Raw genomic sequence first — 17953 nt, forward strand, 5'->3', positions numbered from 1 at the left:
GCTCGCCCCGGATTCGGGGCGGGCCACACGGCGTTCCGGGATCGAACGACCCCACCGGATCACCGCTCGGTCCGGCCCGGACGACCCGGACGACCTGGACGGCGACCCGCTCGGGCAAACCCGGCCCTGGGCTGACAGCGTCCGGGGCACTGTGCAAAGCTGCACACTTGTGCGGCTCGCCGCGCACCCGCACCTGGGGGGACCTGTCGCATGACGCAGTCACAGCAACCCGCGGGCCGGCCGGCCGCCGGCCCGATACCCGCCGACCCGGTACCCGCCGAGCGGCTTCCGGACCGACGGTGGCTGCCGGCCCTGGTCACGCTGCTCGGCCTGCTGCTCGCCGCCCTGGTGCTGCGGCCCACCGGCAGGCTGCTGACCAGCAGCGCCCATCCGCCGATCGGCTCGTTCGGCCTGGACCTGCTGCTCGGCGTCGGCTGGCTGGTGCTGGCCGGCCGGTTCGCCGCCCGCTACCGCGACGAGGTCCGTCACCTGGACGGCCCCACTCCGCGGGCCGAGCGGCTGCGCGCGGCGGCGCGGCTGCTGCTGCCGGCCGGCGCGGTGCTGGTGCCGCTGCTGATGGCGGTCTCCAACCACCAGTCCGGCACCGACAAGCCGGTGACCAACGTCCCCATACCGGAGCTGCCCATGGGCGGGGACTCGCAGCCGGGCCCCGGTCCGGACGGCCCCCCGCACCGTACGTCGACCCACTGGCTCGCGGTCCTGGCCGAGCTGCTCGTCTACCTGGTCGAGTTCGCGCTGCTGGTCGGGGTGGTGGTCGGCGCGGTCCTCGCGGTGCGCTACCTGCGTTCGCTGGACCGGCCGGCGCCGGGCGGTCCGGTCATCGTCCGGACCGACCCCGACGAGGCGCTGGCCGAGGCCGTCGAGTCCGGACGGCGGGCGCTGCGCGGCAGCGACGCCCGGGCCGCGGTGATCGCCTGCTACGCGGCGATGGAGGAGTCACTCGGCCGGTCCGGGATCGCCCGGCGGATCGCCGACAGCCCCACCGACCTGCTGGAGCGCGCGGTGACCGGCGGCGCGGTCGGGGCGGCCGAGACCCGCACCCTGACCGGGCTGTTCCGGGAGGCCCGCTACTCCAGCCACCCGATGGACGAGGGCCACGTCGCCGCCGCCCGGGTGGCGCTGGACGCGATCGCGGCCACCCTGGCCGAGCGGGTCGCGGAGCAGACCAGTGGGCCGGCCACGGCGGTGGCCCGATGAGCCGCCGCGCACTGCCCCTCCCCGACCGGGCACGGGCCGCCGAGCGCCCGCCGATCGAACCCGGCTCGGTCCGGCACACCCTGATCGAACTGCTCGGCAGTGCCGCGGTGGGCGAGCTGCTGCTCGGGCTGGTCGGCGGCCTGCCCGCGGCCGGCACCGGTGCCGTGCTGTTCACCGTCGCCGGCCTGGTCACCGCCCGCTACGTGGGCGGAGGCGGCTCCGAGGACAGCACCCTGCGCCGCCGGACCCGGCTGCTGGCCGGTCGGGAGCCGGGCCTCGGCGACTGGTACTGGACCATCCGCAACGGACTGGAGGAGGACGGCTACCTCCACCCGCTCCGCCCCCAGCTGCAACGGCTCTACGCCGCCCGGCTCTCCGAGACGCACGGCGTCTCGCTCTTCACCGAGCCGGCCCGGGCCGCGGCCCTGGTCGGCCCGGAGCTCTGGCCCTGGCTCGACCCCGGACGACCCGCGCCGCGGAACACCGTCCCGCCGGAGGTGCTCGCCGCCCTGACCGACCGCCTGGACGAGCTGTAGCCGCCCGGCCCGCGCTCGCACGTATCCATCGAACGCCCCGAACGTACGGAGAACCATGACCGTCCCGCAGGCCGCCGAGACCGCGGCCGTCCTGACCCCGCAGCAGGCCGGAAAGCGCGCCCGCGAGGTGCTCGACGAGATCGGCCGCGCCGTGGTCGGCAAGCCCGGGGCGCTGGAGCTGGTGATGCTCGGCGTGCTGGCCGGCGGTCACGTGCTGATCGAGGACCTGCCCGGGCTCGGCAAGACCCTGCTGGCCCGCTCCTTCGCCACCACGCTCGGCCTGGACTTCCGGCGGATCCAGTTCACCCCCGACCTGCTCCCCTCGGACGTCTCCGGCGCGCCCTTCTACGACCAGCGCAGCGGCGAGATGGTGTTCCGCCCCGGCCCGCTCTTCACCCAGCTGCTGCTGGCCGACGAGATCAACCGCACCCCGCCGAAGACCCAGGCCGCGCTGCTGGAGGCGATGGCCGAGTCACAGGTCTCGGTGGACGGCACCACGCACCGGCTGCCGCAGCCGTTCGTGGTGATCGCCACCGCCAACCCCATTGAGTACGAGGGCACTTACTCGCTCCCCGAGGCGCAGCTGGACCGCTTCCTGCTGCGGGTCCGGATGGGCTACCTCGCCACCGAGCTGGAGGCCTCGATGCTGCGCGCCCGGATCGACCGGGCGGCCCCCGAGGCGGTGTTGGAGGCGCTCAGCAGCCCGGCCGAACTGCTGGCCATGCGGGCCGCGTTGGAGCAGGTCGAGGTCGAGGACGACCTGGTCGACTACATCGTCGCACTGGTCGACGCGACCCGGCGCGACCCGCAGATCGAGGTCGGCGCCTCGCCGCGCGGCGGCCTGGCCCTGGTCCAACTCGCCCGCGCCCGGGCGGTGTTGGACGGTCGCGACTACCTCACCCCGGAGGACGTGAAGTCCGTCGCGGTCCCCGCGCTGGCCCACCGGGTCACCCTGAAGCCGGAGTTGTGGGTCCGCCAGGTCTCCGCCGATCACGTGCTGGCTCGACTGGTGGAGTCGGTGCCGACGCCGGGGACCCTGCCGCGGCCGGCCGCGCAGCCGTGACCCCCGAGTCGGACCCGCTGCGGTCCCTGGACGCGGGCCTGACCACCGGACACAGCACCGTGCAGGCACCCGCCGCCCGGCCGGCGCACGTACGGCGCACGTACGGTCGGCGCGGCGGCGCGGTGGACGCGACGCACGACGGCCCGCCGAGCCCCCCGCCACCGGACTGGCGGGTCAGCGACCGGGCGCTGCGGCTGCTCACCGTGGCGGCCGCGGCCGCGGCGGCGGCGCTGGTCACCGGTCACGCCTGGCTACTGGCCCTGGCCGCCGGCCCGGCCGTGCTGCTGGCGCTGGCCGCCCCCGGGCACGGCCGGCCGCACCGGCTCTCCGTCGAGGCGACCGCCGGACCGCGCCGCTGCTTCGAGGACGAAACGGTGACGGCCCGGATCACGGTGCGGCACGACGGCGTGGTCGGCCTGCTCGACCCGGTGTTCTCGCCGGGCCCCGGCGTGCTGCTGGAGTCGGTGACGGTGGCCGGCGACACCGCCGTCCTGGAGTTGCGGGCCACCCGCTGGGGGCGCTGGACGCTCGGCACGGTCGACCTGGACCTCTACGACAGCGGCGGGCTGGCCCGCCGCACGGTCCGGGCCGAACTGGGCGAGGTGGAGGTCTTCCCGGTGCCGACCCGGGCCGGGCTGACCCCGATCCCGGTCCGGCTGCCCGAGCGGCTGGGCGAGCACACCACCCGGCAGAGCGGCGAGGGGGTGGAGGTGGTCGGGGTGCGCCCGTACGTCTGGGGCGAGCGGCAGCGGCGCATCCACTGGCCGTCCACCACCCGGCGCGGCTCGATCCAGATCAACCAGTTCGCCGCCGAGCGGACCGCCGACGCGGTCGTGCTACTGGACGCGCTGGGCGACTTCCGCGACCCGGTGACCGGCAGTTCGACGCTGGACGAGTCGCTGCGCGCGGCGAGCGGCCTGACCCGCGCCTACCTGAAGCGGCACGACCGGGTCGGGCTGGTCTCGGTGGGCGGCACGCTGCGCTGGCTGCGGGCCGACTCCGGCGACCGGCAGTTCTACCGGATCGTCGGGAGCGTGCTGGAGGTGCGCAAGGACCTCGGCCAGCGCACCGCGGACCTGCGCCGGCTGCCGCCGCCGGCGCTGCCCGGGCACGCGCTGGTGTACGCCTTCACACCGCTGGCCGACCAGCGGATCCTCGACCTGCTCGCCCAGCTCGCCGACCGCGGCAACCCCTTGGTCGTGGTGGAGCTGCCGACCGGCGACCCGTACGTCGAACCCGACGACGCCACCGGGCAGGTGGCGCTGCGGCTGTGGCGCGCGGACCGGCGGGCGATGCGCTTCGCACTGCGGAACCGCGGCATCCCGGTGGTCACCCACACCCCCGGCGAGGCGCTGGACCTGACCCTCGCCCCGCTGACGCGCGGCCGGATCCACGGACGGAGCCGATGACCAACTCCCCCACCTCCCAGGCGCGTTCCCGGGAGCGACTGGACCGTGCGGTGGCTCGCTTCCTGGGCATCGCGCTGCTGGTCGCCGCCTGCGACCCGGCCGGGCACACCGGCGGCGAGCTGCTGGTCCCGCTGGCCGCGGCCGGCTTCGCCTGGTGGGCCGCGCCGCCGACCACCGCGCGACCGGCGGTCGGCCGCCGGACGAACGGCCTCGCCGGGCTGGGCGACCGGCTGGCCCGGCACCGCAACACGGTAGTGGCCACCGCCGCCGTGCTGCTGGCCGCGGTGAACCACCCGCCGGCCTGGCTCGCGGCCGGGATCACCGCCCTGCTGCTCGGCTACCTGCTGCTGGTCGACGCCCGAGGGGTCGGGCACCGGCCGGCCGGGCCGCTGCCCGCGCTGGCGGCCTGCGGCGCCGCCGCCCTGGTCCTGCTCGCCGCGCTCGCGCCCACCGGGGCGTCCTCCTGGGCCCGGCCGGGGGCCGCGCTCGGCGTGGCGGTGGCCGCCCTCGGAGTGGGGATCACGCTGTGGACCCGACGGCCGGAAGCACCGCGGGAACGCCGGAAGCCCGCCGGTCCCTCCTGATCGGGAGGGACCGGCGGGCTTCCGGCCGCCCTCAGCGGGCCAGCCGCCCGAGCAGCGCGGAGGCCGAGGTGATGCCCAGCGCGGCGGCGAGGGTCAGCACCGCGAAGTCCATCGGCAGGTGGGCGTGGGTGCCGATGAGCAGCCCGCGCAACGCGTCCACCTGGTAGCTGAGCGGGTTGATCTTGCTGATCGCCTGCAGCCAGCCCGGCATCAGCGCGACCGGGTAGAGCGCGTTGGAGCCGAAGAAGAGCGGCATGGTGATGGCCTGGCCGATGCCCATCAGCCGGTCGCGGGTGAGCACGATCCCGGCGATCGTCATCGACAGGCAGGAGAAGAACGCCGAACCGAGCACCACGACCACCGCCACGCCCAGCAGCCGCAACGGGTTCCAGGTCAGCGCGACACCCAGCAGGGCGGCGATCAGCACCACCACGACGGCCTGGATCACCGCCTTGACACCGGCCGCGAAGGCCTTGCCGGTCACCAGCGCGGCCCGCGGGGTCGGGGTGACCAGCAGCTTGGTCAGCACCCCGGAGTCCCGCTCCCAGATGATCATGATGCCGTAGAAGATCGCGATGAACATCGCGGACTGGGCGATGATCCCCGGCGCCAGGAAGTCGAGGTACGGGACGTTGCCGGTCGGGATGGCGTGCAGCCGGGTGAAGGTCTCACCGAAGATCAGCAGCCAGAGGGCCGGCTGGACGGCACGGGTGTACAGCTCGGTCCGGTCGTGGCGGAGCTTCTGCAGCTCCACCGCGCACATCGCGAACACCCGGGCGGGGACCAACTGCCAGCCGGTACGGGCGCTGGGCGGGGTCAGCAGCATCGGGTAACGCGGGCCGGACTCGCCGGCGCCGCGGTCAGCCGACGCGGGAAGCGGTTCGACGGGTACGGCGGACATCGCCGAACCCTCCTTCCTGTCCGTTGGAGTGGTCGAGGCCGCTGCCGGCGAAGTGTCGGAACACGTCGTCCAGCGTCGGCTGCTCCTGGTGCGGGTCCTCTTCGCGGACCTGCTGCTTGAGCTGCTCCGGGGTGCCGAGCGCGCGGATGGTGCCGCGGTGCATCAGCGCCAGGCGGTCGCAGTACTGGTCCGCCTCGTCCATGTAGTGGGTGGTGACCAGGACGGTCATCCCGGTGGCGGCGCGCACCTCGTCGATGCACTCCCAGACGCTGGTCCGGGCGATCGGGTCGAGGCCGATGGTCGGCTCGTCCAGCACCAGCAGCCGGGGGGCGCTGACCAGCGCCTGGGCCAGCTCCAGCCGGCGGACCATGCCGCCCGAGTAGGTGCTGACCAGGCGGTCCGCGACATCGGCCAGGTCGACCGCGGCGAGCGCCTGGGCGACCCGCTCGGCCCGCTCCCGGTGCGAGACGTCGAAGACCCGGGCGAACAGCGAGACGTTCTCCCGGCCGGTCAGCCCGCCGTCGGCGGAGAGCTGCTGGGGAACGTAGCCGAGCAGCCGGCGGACCTCCATCCGGCGCCGGGCGGTGTCGTTGCCGAAGACCTGCACCATGCCGGCCGGTACCGGCAGCAGGGTGGTGATCGCACGGATGGTGGTGGTCTTGCCGGCGCCGTTCGGGCCGAGCAGCCCGAACACCTCACCGGTGTGGACATCCAGGTCGATCCCGGCAACGGCCCTGGTCTGCCCGAAGCTGTACTCCAGCCCCCGACAGCTCACGGCCTCGCCCGGCGCCTGCGTGTGGTCGTCGTCCGCCATCAGCCCTCGCCCTCCTCGTACTCGGCTTCGCACTCACTCCCGAATCCGGCCTCGAACTCGCCCTGGTCCCTGGCGAGTTGCGGCGGGACACTGCGCAGCGCCACCGGCCCGGCGCCGGGCTCCGGTTCACGCAGCCCGTCCGCGAGCAGGCGCAGCGCCGGCAGCGCGGCGGCCAGCGCCGCCTGTTCCGCGGCCGGGAGTTGGGCCACCTGCTCGCTGAACAACGCCTCGCGACTGGCCTGCCAGGCGGCCAACCGGGCGGCCGCCTCCGGCGTCGGCAGCAGCCGCGCGGCCCGCCGGTCCGCCGGGTCCACCTCACGGCGCAACAGACCGATCCGGACCAGCTGGTTGACCAGGGTGGACACCGAATTGCCCGCCAGGCACAGCTCCTTGGCCGCGACCGACACCCGGATCCCCGGAGTCGCCGACACCAACCGCAACAACTCGACCTGCGCCCCTCGCAACCGCGGCATGGTCAACCCCTGCCGCAGCCGCCGCCGCGCCAGCCGCGGTATCCCGACCAGCAGGTCGGCGAGCTCGTCGGTGAACTCCGTTCCAGTCATACGGTAATTTTAGCTCTCTTTAAGAGCTATCTGTCCAGCCCTCCCCCGCGCCGGCTTCGGCCGACAGCCCCGACGGGCTAGGCGACCAGCGCGCGCTCCCAGTGCTGGGTGTCGGCGTACTCGCGCATGCTGACGATCCTCCCGGCGCGGACGGTGAAGACGCCGATGTTGTTCTCGCGGTACGCCCGGCCGGTCCGGCCGGTGGCCCAGGAGTCCCACTCCACCAGCACCTGCTCGCCCTCGCCGAAGACGTTGGTCACCCGGATCCCGATCTCCCGCTCGGGGTCGAGGTGGGCGAAGGCGGTCGCCAGGAAGCCGTTGACCACCTGGTCCCGGCCCTGCCAGGTACCCGAGATCGGCAGGTCGCCGCCGTACCAGCAGCTGCCGTCCTCGGCCCAGGAGTCCCAGACGACCTGCTGGTCACCGGCCGCCAGCGCCGCGAAGTAGCGCCGCACCACGTCACGCGGCTCGGTGACGGCGGCGGTGTCGGGCCGCGCGGTGGCGGTGGCCTCGGCGACGGCGGTCCTGGCGGCGTTCGGCTCGGTGGCGGTCATGGGGTGGTCCGTCCTTCCCTCGTCGGTTCCGGGCGCTCCCCGCGCCCGGGACCGAGTCAAGCCGGAGGCCGGGGCCGGACCAAGACGCGGTCCACACCTGCGACGATCAGGAATCGTGATCGTCGCTGGTCCGGACCGTGGCGGCGGGTCGACCGCCGGCGGCCGCGACCGGGTGCGCCCCGGGACCCGTGTAGCAGTGCACGTCGACGGTCTCCCCCGGCACCCAGCTCTCCTGGACCGTCTCCAGTCGCCGCCACCCGAGGCGTTCGTAGAGGGCGACCGCCGCGGTGCTGCCGGCGGCCACGTCCAGCACCGGGTGCAGCCCCCAGCGACGGGCCTGCGCGACAGCGGTGCCCAGCAGCCGGGCGCCCAGCCCGTGGCCGCGGGCGGCCGGCGCCACGAAGAGCCGGCCGACCGCGCCCGCCCGGTGCTCCTCGCGGCCGGTGCGGCCGGCCCAGAGGCCGGCAGCCCGGGAGCCGGCGGCGCGGACCAGCGTGACGTGGCCGACGATCCGGGTCGGGCCGGCGGCGCCGCCCGGACCGCCCGGCACCTCGGCCACCCAGGCGGCGAGCAGGTCGGAGTCACACAACCAGCGGGCCGGGTCGGCGGGCCAGAGCATGGGGTAGGCGTCGGCCCGGTGCACCTCTTCGAGCGCCGCCACACAGCCGGGCAGGTCCTCGGAGCCCCGCCACCGAACCCTGGGACCGCCCGTCATCCGCTCCCCCTCGCCACTCGCCGCCGTCCCGTGATTCTCGCTAGCCGCGCAGCGCGAGGTCCAGCAGCCCCGGGAACCGGGCGTCGAACTCGGCGCGACGCAGCCGGTTGACCCGCTTCGCACCGCGATCCCGTTGCTCGATCAGGCCGGCCGCCCGCAGCACCGCGAAGTGGTGACTCAGCGCCGCCTTGCCGACCGGGACGTCGAAGGTCCCGCAGGCCCGGTCCCAGTCCGGCGAGCCGTCCAGCTCACGGACGATCCGCAGCCGCACCGGGTCGGCCAGCGCCGCCAGCGCCGCCTGGACCGGGACCTCGTCGGGGTGGGTGTGCTCCGGCTCCACACGATGGCTCATCAGCCCGGCTCTCCTCTCCGTCTCTCACCCCTGGCCGCCCCCCTTGCCAAGTGTTCGATCAAATCCATACACTCAAAGTGTTCGCTTTCCATTGAACATCTTACCGACAGATGGGCAGGGTGGCAGTCATGCGCGCAATCGTGGTGGAACGGCTCGGCGGTCCCGAGGTCCTGACCGTGGGCGACCTCGTCGTCCCCGCACCGGGCCCGGGCCAGGTGAGCATCGATGTCGCGTACGCCGGCGTCAACTTCGCGGAGGTGAAGCAGCGTTCCACCGGCTACCTGCTGAAGTCGCTGCCGTTCCAGCCGGGGCTCGAGGTGTCCGGGTGGGTCCGGGCCGTCGGCGCCGGGGTCACCGGACTCGCCCCCGGCCAGGAGGTCGCCGCACTGACCGGGTCCGGCGGGTACGCGGAGGTCGCGATCGCCGACGCGGCCACCGTCTTCGCCGTCCCGGCCGGCCTCTCGCTGCGCACCGCCGCCACCCTGCCCACCGTGCTGCCCACCGCGCACGCCCTGCTGCACGAGACCGGACGGCTGCGCGCGGGCGAGAGCGTGCTGGTCCAGGCCGCGGCGGGTGGCGTCGGCACGGTGGTCGGCCAGCTCGCCCGACTGGCCGGCGCGGGGGCGGTGTACGGCGTGGTGTCGCGTCCGGACAAGGTCGAGCACGCCCGGGCGTCCGGCTACGACGAGGTGTTCGTCGGCGACGACTTCGCGGACGGCGTCCGGCGGGCCACCGGCGGGCGCGGCGTCGACCTGGCCCTCGACCCGGTGGGCGACGACGCCTTCCGGCGGAGCCTGGCGGCCCTCGCGCCGTTCGGCCGGCTGGTCGCGTTCGGCAACGCCAGCGGCGCACCGGCCTGGCAGGTCGGCCTGACCGACCTGTGGCCCGGCCGTTCGGTCACCGGCTTCTCGGTCCTCACCCTCGCCCGCACCGCCCCGGAGCTGCTGCGCCCCCTGGCCACCAAGGCCTTCGCGCTGGTCGCCGACGGTTCGGTGCGCCTCCCGATCAGCGCCGAGTACCCGCTCGCCGAGGCCGCCGAGGCGCACCGGCGGATCGAGAGCCGGACGACCACGGGCAAGCTGGTGCTGCGGGTGACCGGGAACTGACGCGACGGCGGACCGGAACCGGACGGCGGCGCCCGGCGATCTTCCCACCATGACCGAGATCGCCGGCACCGCCGTCCTGTTCGTCCTCCCGATCATCACCCCGCCGGTGCTCGCGGTCTGCCTGGCACTCCTGTTCCGCCGTGCCCGGGCCGGCGCCCTGCTCAACCCCGGCTCCCTGCTCCTGCTCGCCCTCGCCGGGGCCTCGGTCGCCCTCGGCGCGTTCGCCATCGGCACCTGGTGCGGCGACTCGCTGACGGGAACGGAGCAGCACTGCGCGTTCTCGGGCTCCACCCCGGCCGACCGCGTCGTGCACCGCACCTTCCCGGTCAGCGCCCGCTGCGTCGGCGACGGCGGCGCGGGCGAACTCGTCCCGGCGTGGGTCAACCCCGCCGTCATCACGGGCACTTCGATCGCCGCCCTGGCCACGGCGACCGCCGCCGCACTGGCCCCGGGCCCACGGCGATCCTCCGCCGCCCGGACCCGCCGCCGTGCCAACCCCGAGGAAGCCTGAGCGTCCCCTGGACAAGCGCTGTGAATTGCGCACCAAGGGGGCCAGGGGTGGTGCTTCCGCTCCCAGAAGTTAGGTATACCTTGCCTAAGCACGGTTTCGCCCAGGCGGACCCTGCCTACTTTTGTGCACTCTCCGCCCGTGTCCCCCCGCACCGGCGGCTGGAAAGGATCACCAGATGCGGCGTACCAGACCCACCGACTCGTCCGGACCCGGCAGGGCCTTGCAGGCTCTGGGCATCGGGCTGCTTGCCGTCGCGCTCGCCGGGTGCTCCTCCTCGGGGTCCACCACCAGCTCCGCCTCGTCGGCTGCCTCGGCCCCCGCCCCCGCGCCCTCGGACAGCGCGCAGTCCTCCACCGACCAGCCGCAGTCGGGCTTCCTCGCGGGCCTGCACACCACCAGCACGGTCGCCTCGACCATCCCGGAGAACCTCGACGTCAACCCGTACGCGGTGACCGTGGCGACGACCACCGCCGGGAAGATCACCAAGGGCGACGTGCTGGTGGACAACTTCAACAGCAAGGCCAACTTCCAGGGCACCGGCACCACCATCGTCCAGATCGACCCGCAGGGGCAGTTGACCACCTTCGCCCAGATCCCGGCGAACCAGCCGGGCTGCCCCGGCGGCATCGGGCTGACCACCGCGATGACCGAACTCGCCTCCGGTTACGTGATCGTGGGCAGTGCCCCGAGCACCGACGGGACCACCGCGACCCAGGGCGCCGGCTGCCTGCTGGTGCTCAACCCGCAGGGCCAGGTGGCCTCCACCATCCAGGGCGGGGACCTCGACGGCCCCTGGGACCTGACCGCCACCGACCAGGGCAGCACCGCGACCCTCTACGTCACCAACACCCTGCACGGCATCCAGGCGGTCGGCCAGCCCGTCCAGCAGGCCGGCACCGTGGTGCGCGTCCAGCTGAACGAGCCCGCCGACGCGGCACCCACCGTCACCTCCGAGACCGTCATCGGCAGCGGCTTCCCCGAGCAGGCCGACGCCAACACCTTCGTGGACGGCCCGACCGGGCTGGCGCTCGGCACCGACGGCACCCTCTACGTCGCCGACCGCCTGGGCAACCGGATCGCGGCCATCCCGCAGGCCGCCACCCGCAGCGACAGCGCGGGCACCGGCACCACGCTGACCTCCGGCGGCCGGCTCGACGGCCCGCTGTCGATGGCCCTCGCGCCCAACGGCGACCTGCTGGTCGCCAACGGACTCAACGGCCAGCTGGTCGAGGTCACCACGACGGGCAAGCAGGTCGCCAACACCTGGCTCGACCAGGACCCCGCGCAGACCCCGGCCGGCAGCGGCGACCTGTTCGGCATCGCAGTCACCGCCGACCACAGCGGCGTGTACTTCGCGATGGACGACAACAACGCGCTGGGAGTCATCAAGTGACGGAGGATCAGGCGGCCGGGTCGGCCGGCGGGCTCGGCCGGCGCGGCTTCCTGACCGCCCTCGGCGTCGGCGCGGGCGCCGGCGTCGCGCTGGGCGCGGGCGTCGCGGCGGCAGTGGACGGCGGCTCGTCCCCCGGCACCCAGGACGAGGGCGGCACCCTGCCGTTCTGGGGCACCCACCAGCAGGGCGTGACCAACGCCCCGCAGGAGCAGACCTACTTCGCCGTCTTCGACCTCACCACGACGAAGCGCTCCGACGTCGCCGACCTGCTGCGCACCTGGACGGAGCAGGCCGCCGCCCTCACCGCCGGCGATCCCGCGGTCGGCACCGCGCAGAGCCCCACCGCGCCGCCGGTGGACACCGGCGAGGCGGTGGACCTCGGCCCGTCCCGGCTCACCCTCACCTTCGGGTTCGGCGCCACCCTGTTCAGCAAGGACGGCGCCGACCGCTACGGTCTCGCCGCCCACCGCCCGGCCGCCCTGGTGGACCTGCCGGTGTTCCACGGCGACCAGCTGAATCCCGACACCACCGGCGGCGACCTCACCGTCCAGGCGTGCGCCTCGGACCCGCAGGTCGCCTTCCACGCGGTGCGCCAACTCGCCCGCGCGGCAACGGGAGTGGCACAGATACGGTGGGTCCAGGCCGGCTTCAACCAGGCCGCCAGGACCAAGGGCACGGTGCGCAACCTGATGGGCTTCAAGGACGGCACGGCCAACCCGCCCACCAACTCGGCCAGCCAGATGAACCAGTACGTCTGGGCGGGCAGCGAGGGCCCGTCCTGGATGGTCGGCGGCAGCTACCTGGTCGCCCGGTTGATCCGGATCAGCCTGGAGCACTGGGACACCATGCCCCTGCAGACCCAGGAGGCGGTGATCGGCCGGCACAAGGCGTCCGGCGCGCCGCTGGGCGGCACCCGCGAGAACGACCCGATGGACTTCACCGCCAGGAACGGCGACGGGACGCCCACCATCCCGCTCGACTCGCACATCCGGCTCTCCGCGGCCGCGCTGAACGGCGGCTCACAGATCCTGCGCCGCTCGTACAGCTACAACAACGGCGTGAGCCCGTTCGTCGAGCGCTGGCCCCCGTGGAAGCAGGCCCTGGAGTACGACGCGGGCCTGCTGTTCTGCGCCTACCAGAACGACCCGCGCAGCGGCTTCGTCAGGATCTTCAACCAGCTGGCCCTCTCGGACGCGCTCAACCAGTTCACCACCCACACCGGCAGCATCCTGGTCGCGATCCCGCCGGCGGCCTCCGGGCCGGGCCACTGGATCGGCGAGCAGCTCTTCGCCTGACGTCCGGCGACGAGCGACGAGCACCGGGGGCCGGGGGCCGGGGCGGCTGCGACAGCAACCGCCCCGGCCCCCGTCGTGGTGCTGGCTCCGCGGCCGGGTCCCGGCCGCCGTCCGCTCCCCGCTCAGGACATGACGGCCGCTCGGTCGAGTCGGTCGAAGGCGACCGGCAGGGCTTCCGGGCCGCGCAGGATGGCGTTGGCGCGGTACGGCGGCGGGTCGGCGAGCAGGCGGGGCGCGTGCAGGCGACGGGCCAGCGCGGTCAGGGCGATCTGCGCCTCGGCGCGGGCCAGGGTGGCACCGACGCAGTAGTGCAGGCCGCCACCGAAGCCGAGGTGGGCGTTGTCGGCACGGTCGGGGACGAACCGGTCGGGGTCGGCGAAGCGGGCCGCGTCGCGATTGCCGGCGGCGAGCATCAGCCGGACCCGGGAGCCCTTGGGGATGGTGGTGCCCGCGAGGTCGATGTCGGCCAGCGTGCTGCGCCCGGACATCTGCACCGGCGGGTCGTGCCGCAGCACCTCCTCGACCAGTTGGGTGGCCAGGTCGGGGTCGGCGCGCAGCCGGGCGAGGACGTCGGGGTCGCGCAGCAGCGCGAGGGTGCCGTTGGCGATCAGGTTGACGGTGGTCTCGTGGCCGGCGATCAGCAACAGGCCGAGGGTCGCGCGCAGGTCCAGCGGTCCCATCGCGTCGTCACCGGTCATCAGGCCGGAGAGCAGGTCGGCGCCGGGCTCGGTGCGGCGCTGCTGGATCAGACCCTCCAGGTACTGGACCAACTCGACCCGGGCCTGCTGGAGTTCGAGCAGCTCCTGCTCGGTCTGGGTGTCGATCGGATCCAGGCCGCGGGTCAACCTGCGGGCCAGGCTGCCGAAGACGGCCTCGTCCTGGCGGGGCACGCCGAGCAGTTCGCAGATCACCGTGACCGGCAGCGGGTAGGCGAGGTCGGCGACCACGTCGAGCTGTCCGGGCCGGTCGGTGGCGTGCGCGTCGAGCAGCTGGTCGACCAGCTCCTCGATGTGGTCGCGCATGCCGATGACCCGCGGGACGAACTCCTGGGTGACCAGGTGGCGGAGCCGGTCGTGGTTGGGCGGGTCCTGCACCAGCAGGGTCTTCACCGGCTGGTTCGCGGTCTGCGGATTGAGCCGGTCGGCGCTGATCCGCGGGTCGTGCAGCAGCTGTCGGATCTCGTGGTAGCCGCTGACCAGCCAGGTCCCGTCGGCCATCCGCGCGACCGGTCGCTGTCGCATCCGCGCGTAGTAGGGGTACGGGTCGGCCCGGTGGTCCAGCCGGACGGCCTGCGCGAACAGGTCGGTGGCCGGGATCGATGTGCTGGTGGTCATGGGACGTTCTCCCTTACTTCTGTCCGGCGGCTATGGCGTTGGCGAACTCGGCGTCCAGCGTTCTGAGTTGGGCCGGACCGTCGGGGGCGTTGAGGACCGGCGGGAACGGCGCGCCGGCCTCGATCAGCGCGGCGTACCCGTCCAGCACCCGCGGGGAGTCCACCGCGACGGCCGCGACCAGCCGCCCGCGACAGCCGTACGCGGCCACGAACTTCCGTTGCTCCAGGGATCCTTGGGTGACCACGAGCTGGTCGGCGATGGCGGGGAGGCCCACGCACTTGAGGTTGATCCCGAACTGGTTGGACCAGAAGGCCGGCAGGGGTTGGTGGCTGCGGTGGTCGCGCGGGTCGTGCATCAGGTTGTGCGCGGCGGTGCGTGCCTGGGCGACGGCGTTGTCCCAGTGGTCCAGGCGCAGCAGCCGCCCGGGGTAGCGCGGGTGCGGCCAGCGGGCGACGTCACCGGCGACGAAGACGCCGGGGACCGCCGTCCCGTCGGCGAGCAGCGCCCGGCAGGCGGCGTCGCAGGTCACCCCGCTCTCGTCGACGGCCAGCCCGGACGCCGCCAGCCACTCGGTGTTCGCGACGGCGCCGGCCGCGACCACGGCGACCTCGACGTCCAGCACGCTGCCGTCCGACAGCCGGGCCCGGCACAGTCGCCCGCGCTCGTCGCCCTCCAGGGCGTCGACCGTGGTGTCCGGCCTCAGGTCCACCCCGGCGTCGCGGTACAGACCGGCGGCGAACCGGCCGACCACTCCGCCCAGCGCGCTCGCCAGCGGGGCCGGGCCGCGCTGCGTCACGGTCACCGCGAGTCCCAGCTCCCGGCAGGACGAGGCGACCTCGCCGCCGGTGAAGCCCGCGCCGATCACCAGCACCCGGCGCGGGCCGGCGGCCAGTGCCGCGCGCAGCCGGTCGGCGTCGTCACGTCCGCGCAGCAGGTGCACGCCGGCCAGGCCGCCGCCGGCCGCCTCGGGCCACGGCCGGGCGCGGGTACCGGTGGCGATCAGCAGCCGCTCGAAGCCCACCTGCCGCCCGTCGGCCAGCGTCACCCGGCGGCCGGGCACGTCCAGGCCCGTCGCCGCGACGCCCAACAGCCAGCGCGCGTCGATGTCACGCACCCGGGGCAGCACCGTGTGGTCCGTGGTCAGCCGACCGGCCAGCACCGCCTTCGACAGCGGCGGCCGGTCGTAGGGCTCGTGGGGCTCGTCGCCGATCAGGGTGAGTTCGCCGGTGAACCCCTCGTCGCGCAGCGCCTCGGCCGCGCGCAGGCCGGCCAGCGAGGCACCGACCACGACGATCCGGCCGGGCCCGGTCACCGGGTCCCGCCCGGTGTGAGGACCTCGCCGGCCGCACCCAGCGTGATCGCCTGTACCGGACACGCCGCGGCGGCCCGTTCCACCTCGCGCCGCACACCGCCGTCCGGCGCGTAGTCGTACTCCAGCGACTCCTCGCCGTGGAACCGGAAGACCGTCGGCGCGGCGTAGACGCACTGCCCGTAGCTCTGGCAACGGTTCAGGTCCACCACGAGCCGCAGGGACTCCGGCGGGGACTGCATGGACATGTCTCTCCCCTCTCCATCCCGGCCACTACTCAGATAGTGACCACTATCCCCAAAGTACACGCGATCCGAGCTTTGACATAGCGATCGCTATCCCAATAGGCTCGGTGACATGGGCATGGGGCAGGACGGGCAGCAGGACGGGCGCGGCGGGACGGGCCAGCGGCGGTTGACCCGCGCCGAGACCAAGGCCCGCACCCGGACACTGCTGCTGGACGCGGCGGCCCGGGTCTTCGCCCGGAAGGGCTTCACCGGTGCCTCGGTCGAGGAGATCGCCGAGTCGGCCGGCTTCTCCACCGGCGCGCTGTACTCGAACTTCAGCAGCAAGGAGGCGCTCTTCCTGGAGCTGCTCTCGGCCCGCGCCAGCGACCGCGTCTCGGAGGCCGCGCAGACGCTGGCCACCCACACCGCGGGCACCGGCGAGGCCGTCGCCGGGCTGAGCCGGCTGCTGATCGACGTCGCCGACAAGGACATCGACTTCGCGCCGCTGCAGGCGGAGTTCTGGCTGTACGCGGTACGCAACCCCGAGGTGCTGGACACCATGGCGGCCCAACTACGCGGACCGCGCGAGTCGTTGGAGCAGTTGATCGCCGGCGCCCTGGTCCGGCGCGGGGCACCCGCCGGGGTCAGTGCCGAGGCCGTCGCCACGGTGGTGACCGCGCTGTTCACGGGCCTGGTGCGGCAACGGCGGATCGACCCCGCGAGCGTGTCCGAGGAGCTCTTCGGCCAGGCGCTGACCTGGCTCTTCGCCGGCATCAACGCCGGTGGCGGGCAGCGCGGCGGCGCTCTGCCCGACGACGCGGGCTGAGGGGTTCACGGCGATCGCCAACCCGGCGCGCCGCCCCTCAGGCGTCACTCCCTCCCGCCGCCCGGACCACCTCCGCGGCCGATGCCAGGAGCTGATCCGGGACGGTCGCGGGCGCTACGCGGCCGCGCGGTGGGAGAGGCGGGCGAGCTGCCGGCGGCGGTGCCGGTAGAAGCGGTGCAGGCGCTGCAGCGCGACGAACTCGTCCATCCGGTTCGCCAGCGTCAGGCGGTACTTGAGACGCAGCGGGGCGCGCAGCGCGTCGATCCGCTCGACCCCGATCGCCCGCACCAGCCGGCTGACGTGCTCCTGGTAGACCTCGCGGTACGCCTGGTCGCCGTCCGGTACCCACCAGAAGAACATCGGGATCTCCTCGACCAGGCAGTTGTGGTCGTAGGAGCGCAGGTTCTCGTGGAACTTCGGCTCGGGGCGGGCCAGCAGCCACTCGCGGACCAGCTCCATCGAGCGGACCCGGTCGATCAGACCGCGCGGGTTGGTACGTCCCTGGGTGATCGAGGGGTCCCCGAGCTCGCGCTCCCGCCAGTGGTAGATGTGCTCGGAGAGCACGTCCACGCTGCCCGCGAGGTAGTGGTGCGGGACGCTGACCGGGGCGTCCTCGTAGAGGATGCCCTCCGGGTACCGGATGCCGGCGCCGTCGAAGAAGCTGCGGCGGTAGACCTTGTTCCACGCGGTGCGGTCGGTGACCAGCGCCGGGAGCTCGGTCACGTGGGTCTTCAGCCGGGTCTCGCGGAACGGCTTCACATGGGCGCCGGACTGGTAGTAACCGGTCGAACGGAACCGCAGCACGTTGCCGGCGGCGAAGTCCGACCCGGTCCGGTCCAGGGTGTCGATCATCAACTGGTACGCACCGGGCGGCAGGCTGTCGTCGCTGTCCACGAAGGCCAGGTACTCGGTGCCCTCGCCGAGGTGCCGCCAGCCGGTGTTGCGGGCCGCGCCGAGGCCCTTGTTCTCCTGCCGGACCAGCCGGAAGCGCGCGTCCTCGGCCGCGTAACGCTCGGCGATGGCCGCGCTGCCGTCGGTCGAGCCGTCGTCGACCATGACGCACTCGAAGTCGTCGAAGGTCTGCGCGGCGATCGAGTCGAGGCACTCCTCCAGGTAGCGCTCGACGTTGTAGATCGGGACGACGACGGAGAGACGAGGGGCCATCGACTGCGCGGCCTTTCGATCAGGAGCTTGCGACCGGTCCTGCGACCGGTCACCGGTCACCGGGAGCGACCGGGCAGAT

Annotated in this window: 19 protein-coding genes and 1 pseudogene; 10 read left to right on the forward strand and 10 right to left on the reverse strand. The window is 74.0% G+C overall.

Features of this window, described 5'->3' with window-relative positions:
- Positions 1–210: 210 nt before the first annotated feature.
- Genes ACIGXM_RS19525 through ACIGXM_RS19545 form a run of 5 tightly spaced genes read left to right on the forward strand, consistent with a single transcriptional unit; the run spans position 211 to position 4810 of the window.
- A complete protein-coding gene (locus ACIGXM_RS19525; RefSeq protein WP_396562449.1) occupies positions 211–1218 on the forward strand; it encodes a DUF4129 domain-containing protein in 1008 nt (335 codons plus the stop codon).
- Positions 1215–1754 carry a hypothetical protein gene (locus ACIGXM_RS19530; RefSeq protein ID WP_396562451.1) on the forward strand — a complete coding sequence of 180 codons (540 nt, stop codon included), beginning with the start codon at positions 1215–1217 and terminating at the stop codon, positions 1752–1754. Before ACIGXM_RS19525 ends, ACIGXM_RS19530 begins: the two co-directional genes overlap by 4 nt.
- Positions 1755–1809: 55 nt before the next feature.
- Positions 1810–2817, forward strand: a complete 1008-nt coding sequence (locus tag ACIGXM_RS19535; protein WP_396562453.1) for an AAA family ATPase — start codon at positions 1810–1812, stop codon at positions 2815–2817.
- Positions 2814–4226, forward strand: a complete 1413-nt coding sequence (locus tag ACIGXM_RS19540; protein ID WP_396562455.1) for a DUF58 domain-containing protein — start codon at positions 2814–2816, stop codon at positions 4224–4226. Before ACIGXM_RS19535 ends, ACIGXM_RS19540 begins: the two co-directional genes overlap by 4 nt.
- Positions 4223–4810, forward strand: coding sequence for a hypothetical protein (locus ACIGXM_RS19545; RefSeq protein ID WP_396562457.1), 588 nt, complete (start codon positions 4223–4225; stop codon positions 4808–4810). The genes ACIGXM_RS19540 and ACIGXM_RS19545 overlap by 4 nt, the downstream gene beginning before the upstream one ends.
- Before the next feature lie 31 nt (positions 4811–4841).
- Here the strand turns inward: ACIGXM_RS19545 and ACIGXM_RS19550 are convergent, their stop codons facing one another.
- The 6 genes and pseudogenes from ACIGXM_RS19550 to ACIGXM_RS19575 all read right to left on the reverse strand — a co-directional run bounded on the left by ACIGXM_RS19550 (position 4842) and on the right by ACIGXM_RS19575 (position 8709).
- Positions 4842–5711, reverse strand: coding sequence for an ABC transporter permease (locus tag ACIGXM_RS19550; RefSeq protein ID WP_396562459.1), 870 nt, complete (start codon positions 5709–5711; stop codon positions 4842–4844).
- Entirely contained in the window at positions 5671–6525 is an 855-nt protein-coding gene (locus ACIGXM_RS19555) for an ABC transporter ATP-binding protein (protein WP_396562461.1), read from the reverse strand. Before ACIGXM_RS19555 ends, ACIGXM_RS19550 begins: the two co-directional genes overlap by 41 nt.
- A gap of 116 nt (positions 6526–6641) precedes the next feature.
- A pseudogene (locus tag ACIGXM_RS19560) lies at positions 6642–7088 on the reverse strand (MarR family winged helix-turn-helix transcriptional regulator); the annotation flags it as partial.
- A gap of 77 nt (positions 7089–7165) precedes the next feature.
- Complete coding sequence (locus ACIGXM_RS19565; protein ID WP_396562462.1) at positions 7166–7642, reverse strand: nuclear transport factor 2 family protein; 477 nt, start codon at positions 7640–7642, stop codon at positions 7166–7168.
- A 106-nt stretch (positions 7643–7748) separates the two neighbouring features.
- The gene (locus ACIGXM_RS19570; RefSeq protein ID WP_396562464.1) at positions 7749–8303 is read right to left on the reverse strand and encodes a GNAT family N-acetyltransferase; all 555 of its coding nucleotides are present in this window, start codon (positions 8301–8303) and stop codon (positions 7749–7751) included.
- A gap of 94 nt (positions 8304–8397) precedes the next feature.
- Positions 8398–8709: an ArsR/SmtB family transcription factor gene (locus ACIGXM_RS19575; protein WP_396562466.1), complete on the reverse strand. Its 312-nt coding sequence runs from the start codon at positions 8707–8709 to the stop codon at positions 8398–8400.
- Between the two features lie 128 nt (positions 8710–8837).
- Here ACIGXM_RS19575 and ACIGXM_RS19580 point away from each other — a divergent pair, with 128 nt between their 5' ends.
- The 4 genes from ACIGXM_RS19580 (at position 8838) to ACIGXM_RS19595 (ending at position 13014) form a co-directional block, all read left to right on the forward strand.
- Entirely contained in the window at positions 8838–9815 is a 978-nt protein-coding gene (locus ACIGXM_RS19580) for a zinc-binding alcohol dehydrogenase family protein (RefSeq protein WP_396562468.1), read from the forward strand.
- A gap of 49 nt (positions 9816–9864) precedes the next feature.
- Positions 9865–10326: a hypothetical protein gene (locus ACIGXM_RS19585; protein WP_396562470.1), complete on the forward strand. Its 462-nt coding sequence runs from the start codon at positions 9865–9867 to the stop codon at positions 10324–10326.
- A 175-nt stretch (positions 10327–10501) separates the two neighbouring features.
- Positions 10502–11719, forward strand: coding sequence for a hypothetical protein (locus ACIGXM_RS19590; RefSeq protein WP_396562472.1), 1218 nt, complete (start codon positions 10502–10504; stop codon positions 11717–11719).
- On the forward strand, positions 11716–13014 hold the full coding sequence (locus tag ACIGXM_RS19595; RefSeq protein ID WP_396562473.1) for a Dyp-type peroxidase: 1299 nt from the start codon (positions 11716–11718) through the stop codon (positions 13012–13014). The genes ACIGXM_RS19590 and ACIGXM_RS19595 overlap by 4 nt, the downstream gene beginning before the upstream one ends.
- A gap of 122 nt (positions 13015–13136) precedes the next feature.
- Here the strand turns inward: ACIGXM_RS19595 and ACIGXM_RS19600 are convergent, their stop codons facing one another.
- The 3 genes from ACIGXM_RS19600 to ACIGXM_RS19610 are packed head-to-tail and all read right to left on the reverse strand — an operon-like array spanning position 13137 to position 15878.
- Positions 13137–14348: a cytochrome P450 gene (locus ACIGXM_RS19600; RefSeq protein ID WP_396562476.1), complete on the reverse strand. Its 1212-nt coding sequence runs from the start codon at positions 14346–14348 to the stop codon at positions 13137–13139.
- Positions 14349–14361: 13 nt separating this feature from the next.
- Positions 14362–15660: an NAD(P)/FAD-dependent oxidoreductase gene (locus ACIGXM_RS19605; protein ID WP_396562478.1), complete on the reverse strand. Its 1299-nt coding sequence runs from the start codon at positions 15658–15660 to the stop codon at positions 14362–14364.
- Complete coding sequence (locus tag ACIGXM_RS19610; protein ID WP_396562566.1) at positions 15657–15878, reverse strand: ferredoxin; 222 nt, start codon at positions 15876–15878, stop codon at positions 15657–15659. Before ACIGXM_RS19610 ends, ACIGXM_RS19605 begins: the two co-directional genes overlap by 4 nt.
- Positions 15879–16014: 136 nt before the next feature.
- On the opposite strand from ACIGXM_RS19610, the gene ACIGXM_RS19615 reads away from it, so the two are divergent.
- The gene (locus tag ACIGXM_RS19615) at positions 16015–16710 is read left to right on the forward strand and encodes a TetR/AcrR family transcriptional regulator (RefSeq protein WP_396562480.1); all 696 of its coding nucleotides are present in this window, start codon (positions 16015–16017) and stop codon (positions 16708–16710) included.
- Between the two features lie 114 nt (positions 16711–16824).
- Here ACIGXM_RS19615 and ACIGXM_RS19620 read toward each other — a convergent pair whose 3' ends face one another.
- Positions 16825–17874 (reverse strand): glycosyltransferase family 2 protein, encoded by a 1050-nt coding sequence (locus ACIGXM_RS19620; protein ID WP_396562482.1) that lies wholly within the window; start codon positions 17872–17874, stop codon positions 16825–16827.
- Positions 17875–17953 lie beyond the last annotated feature (79 nt).

The organism is Kitasatospora sp. NPDC052896 (assembly GCF_044547075.1).
Lineage (GTDB): Bacteria > Actinomycetota > Actinomycetes > Streptomycetales > Streptomycetaceae > Kitasatospora.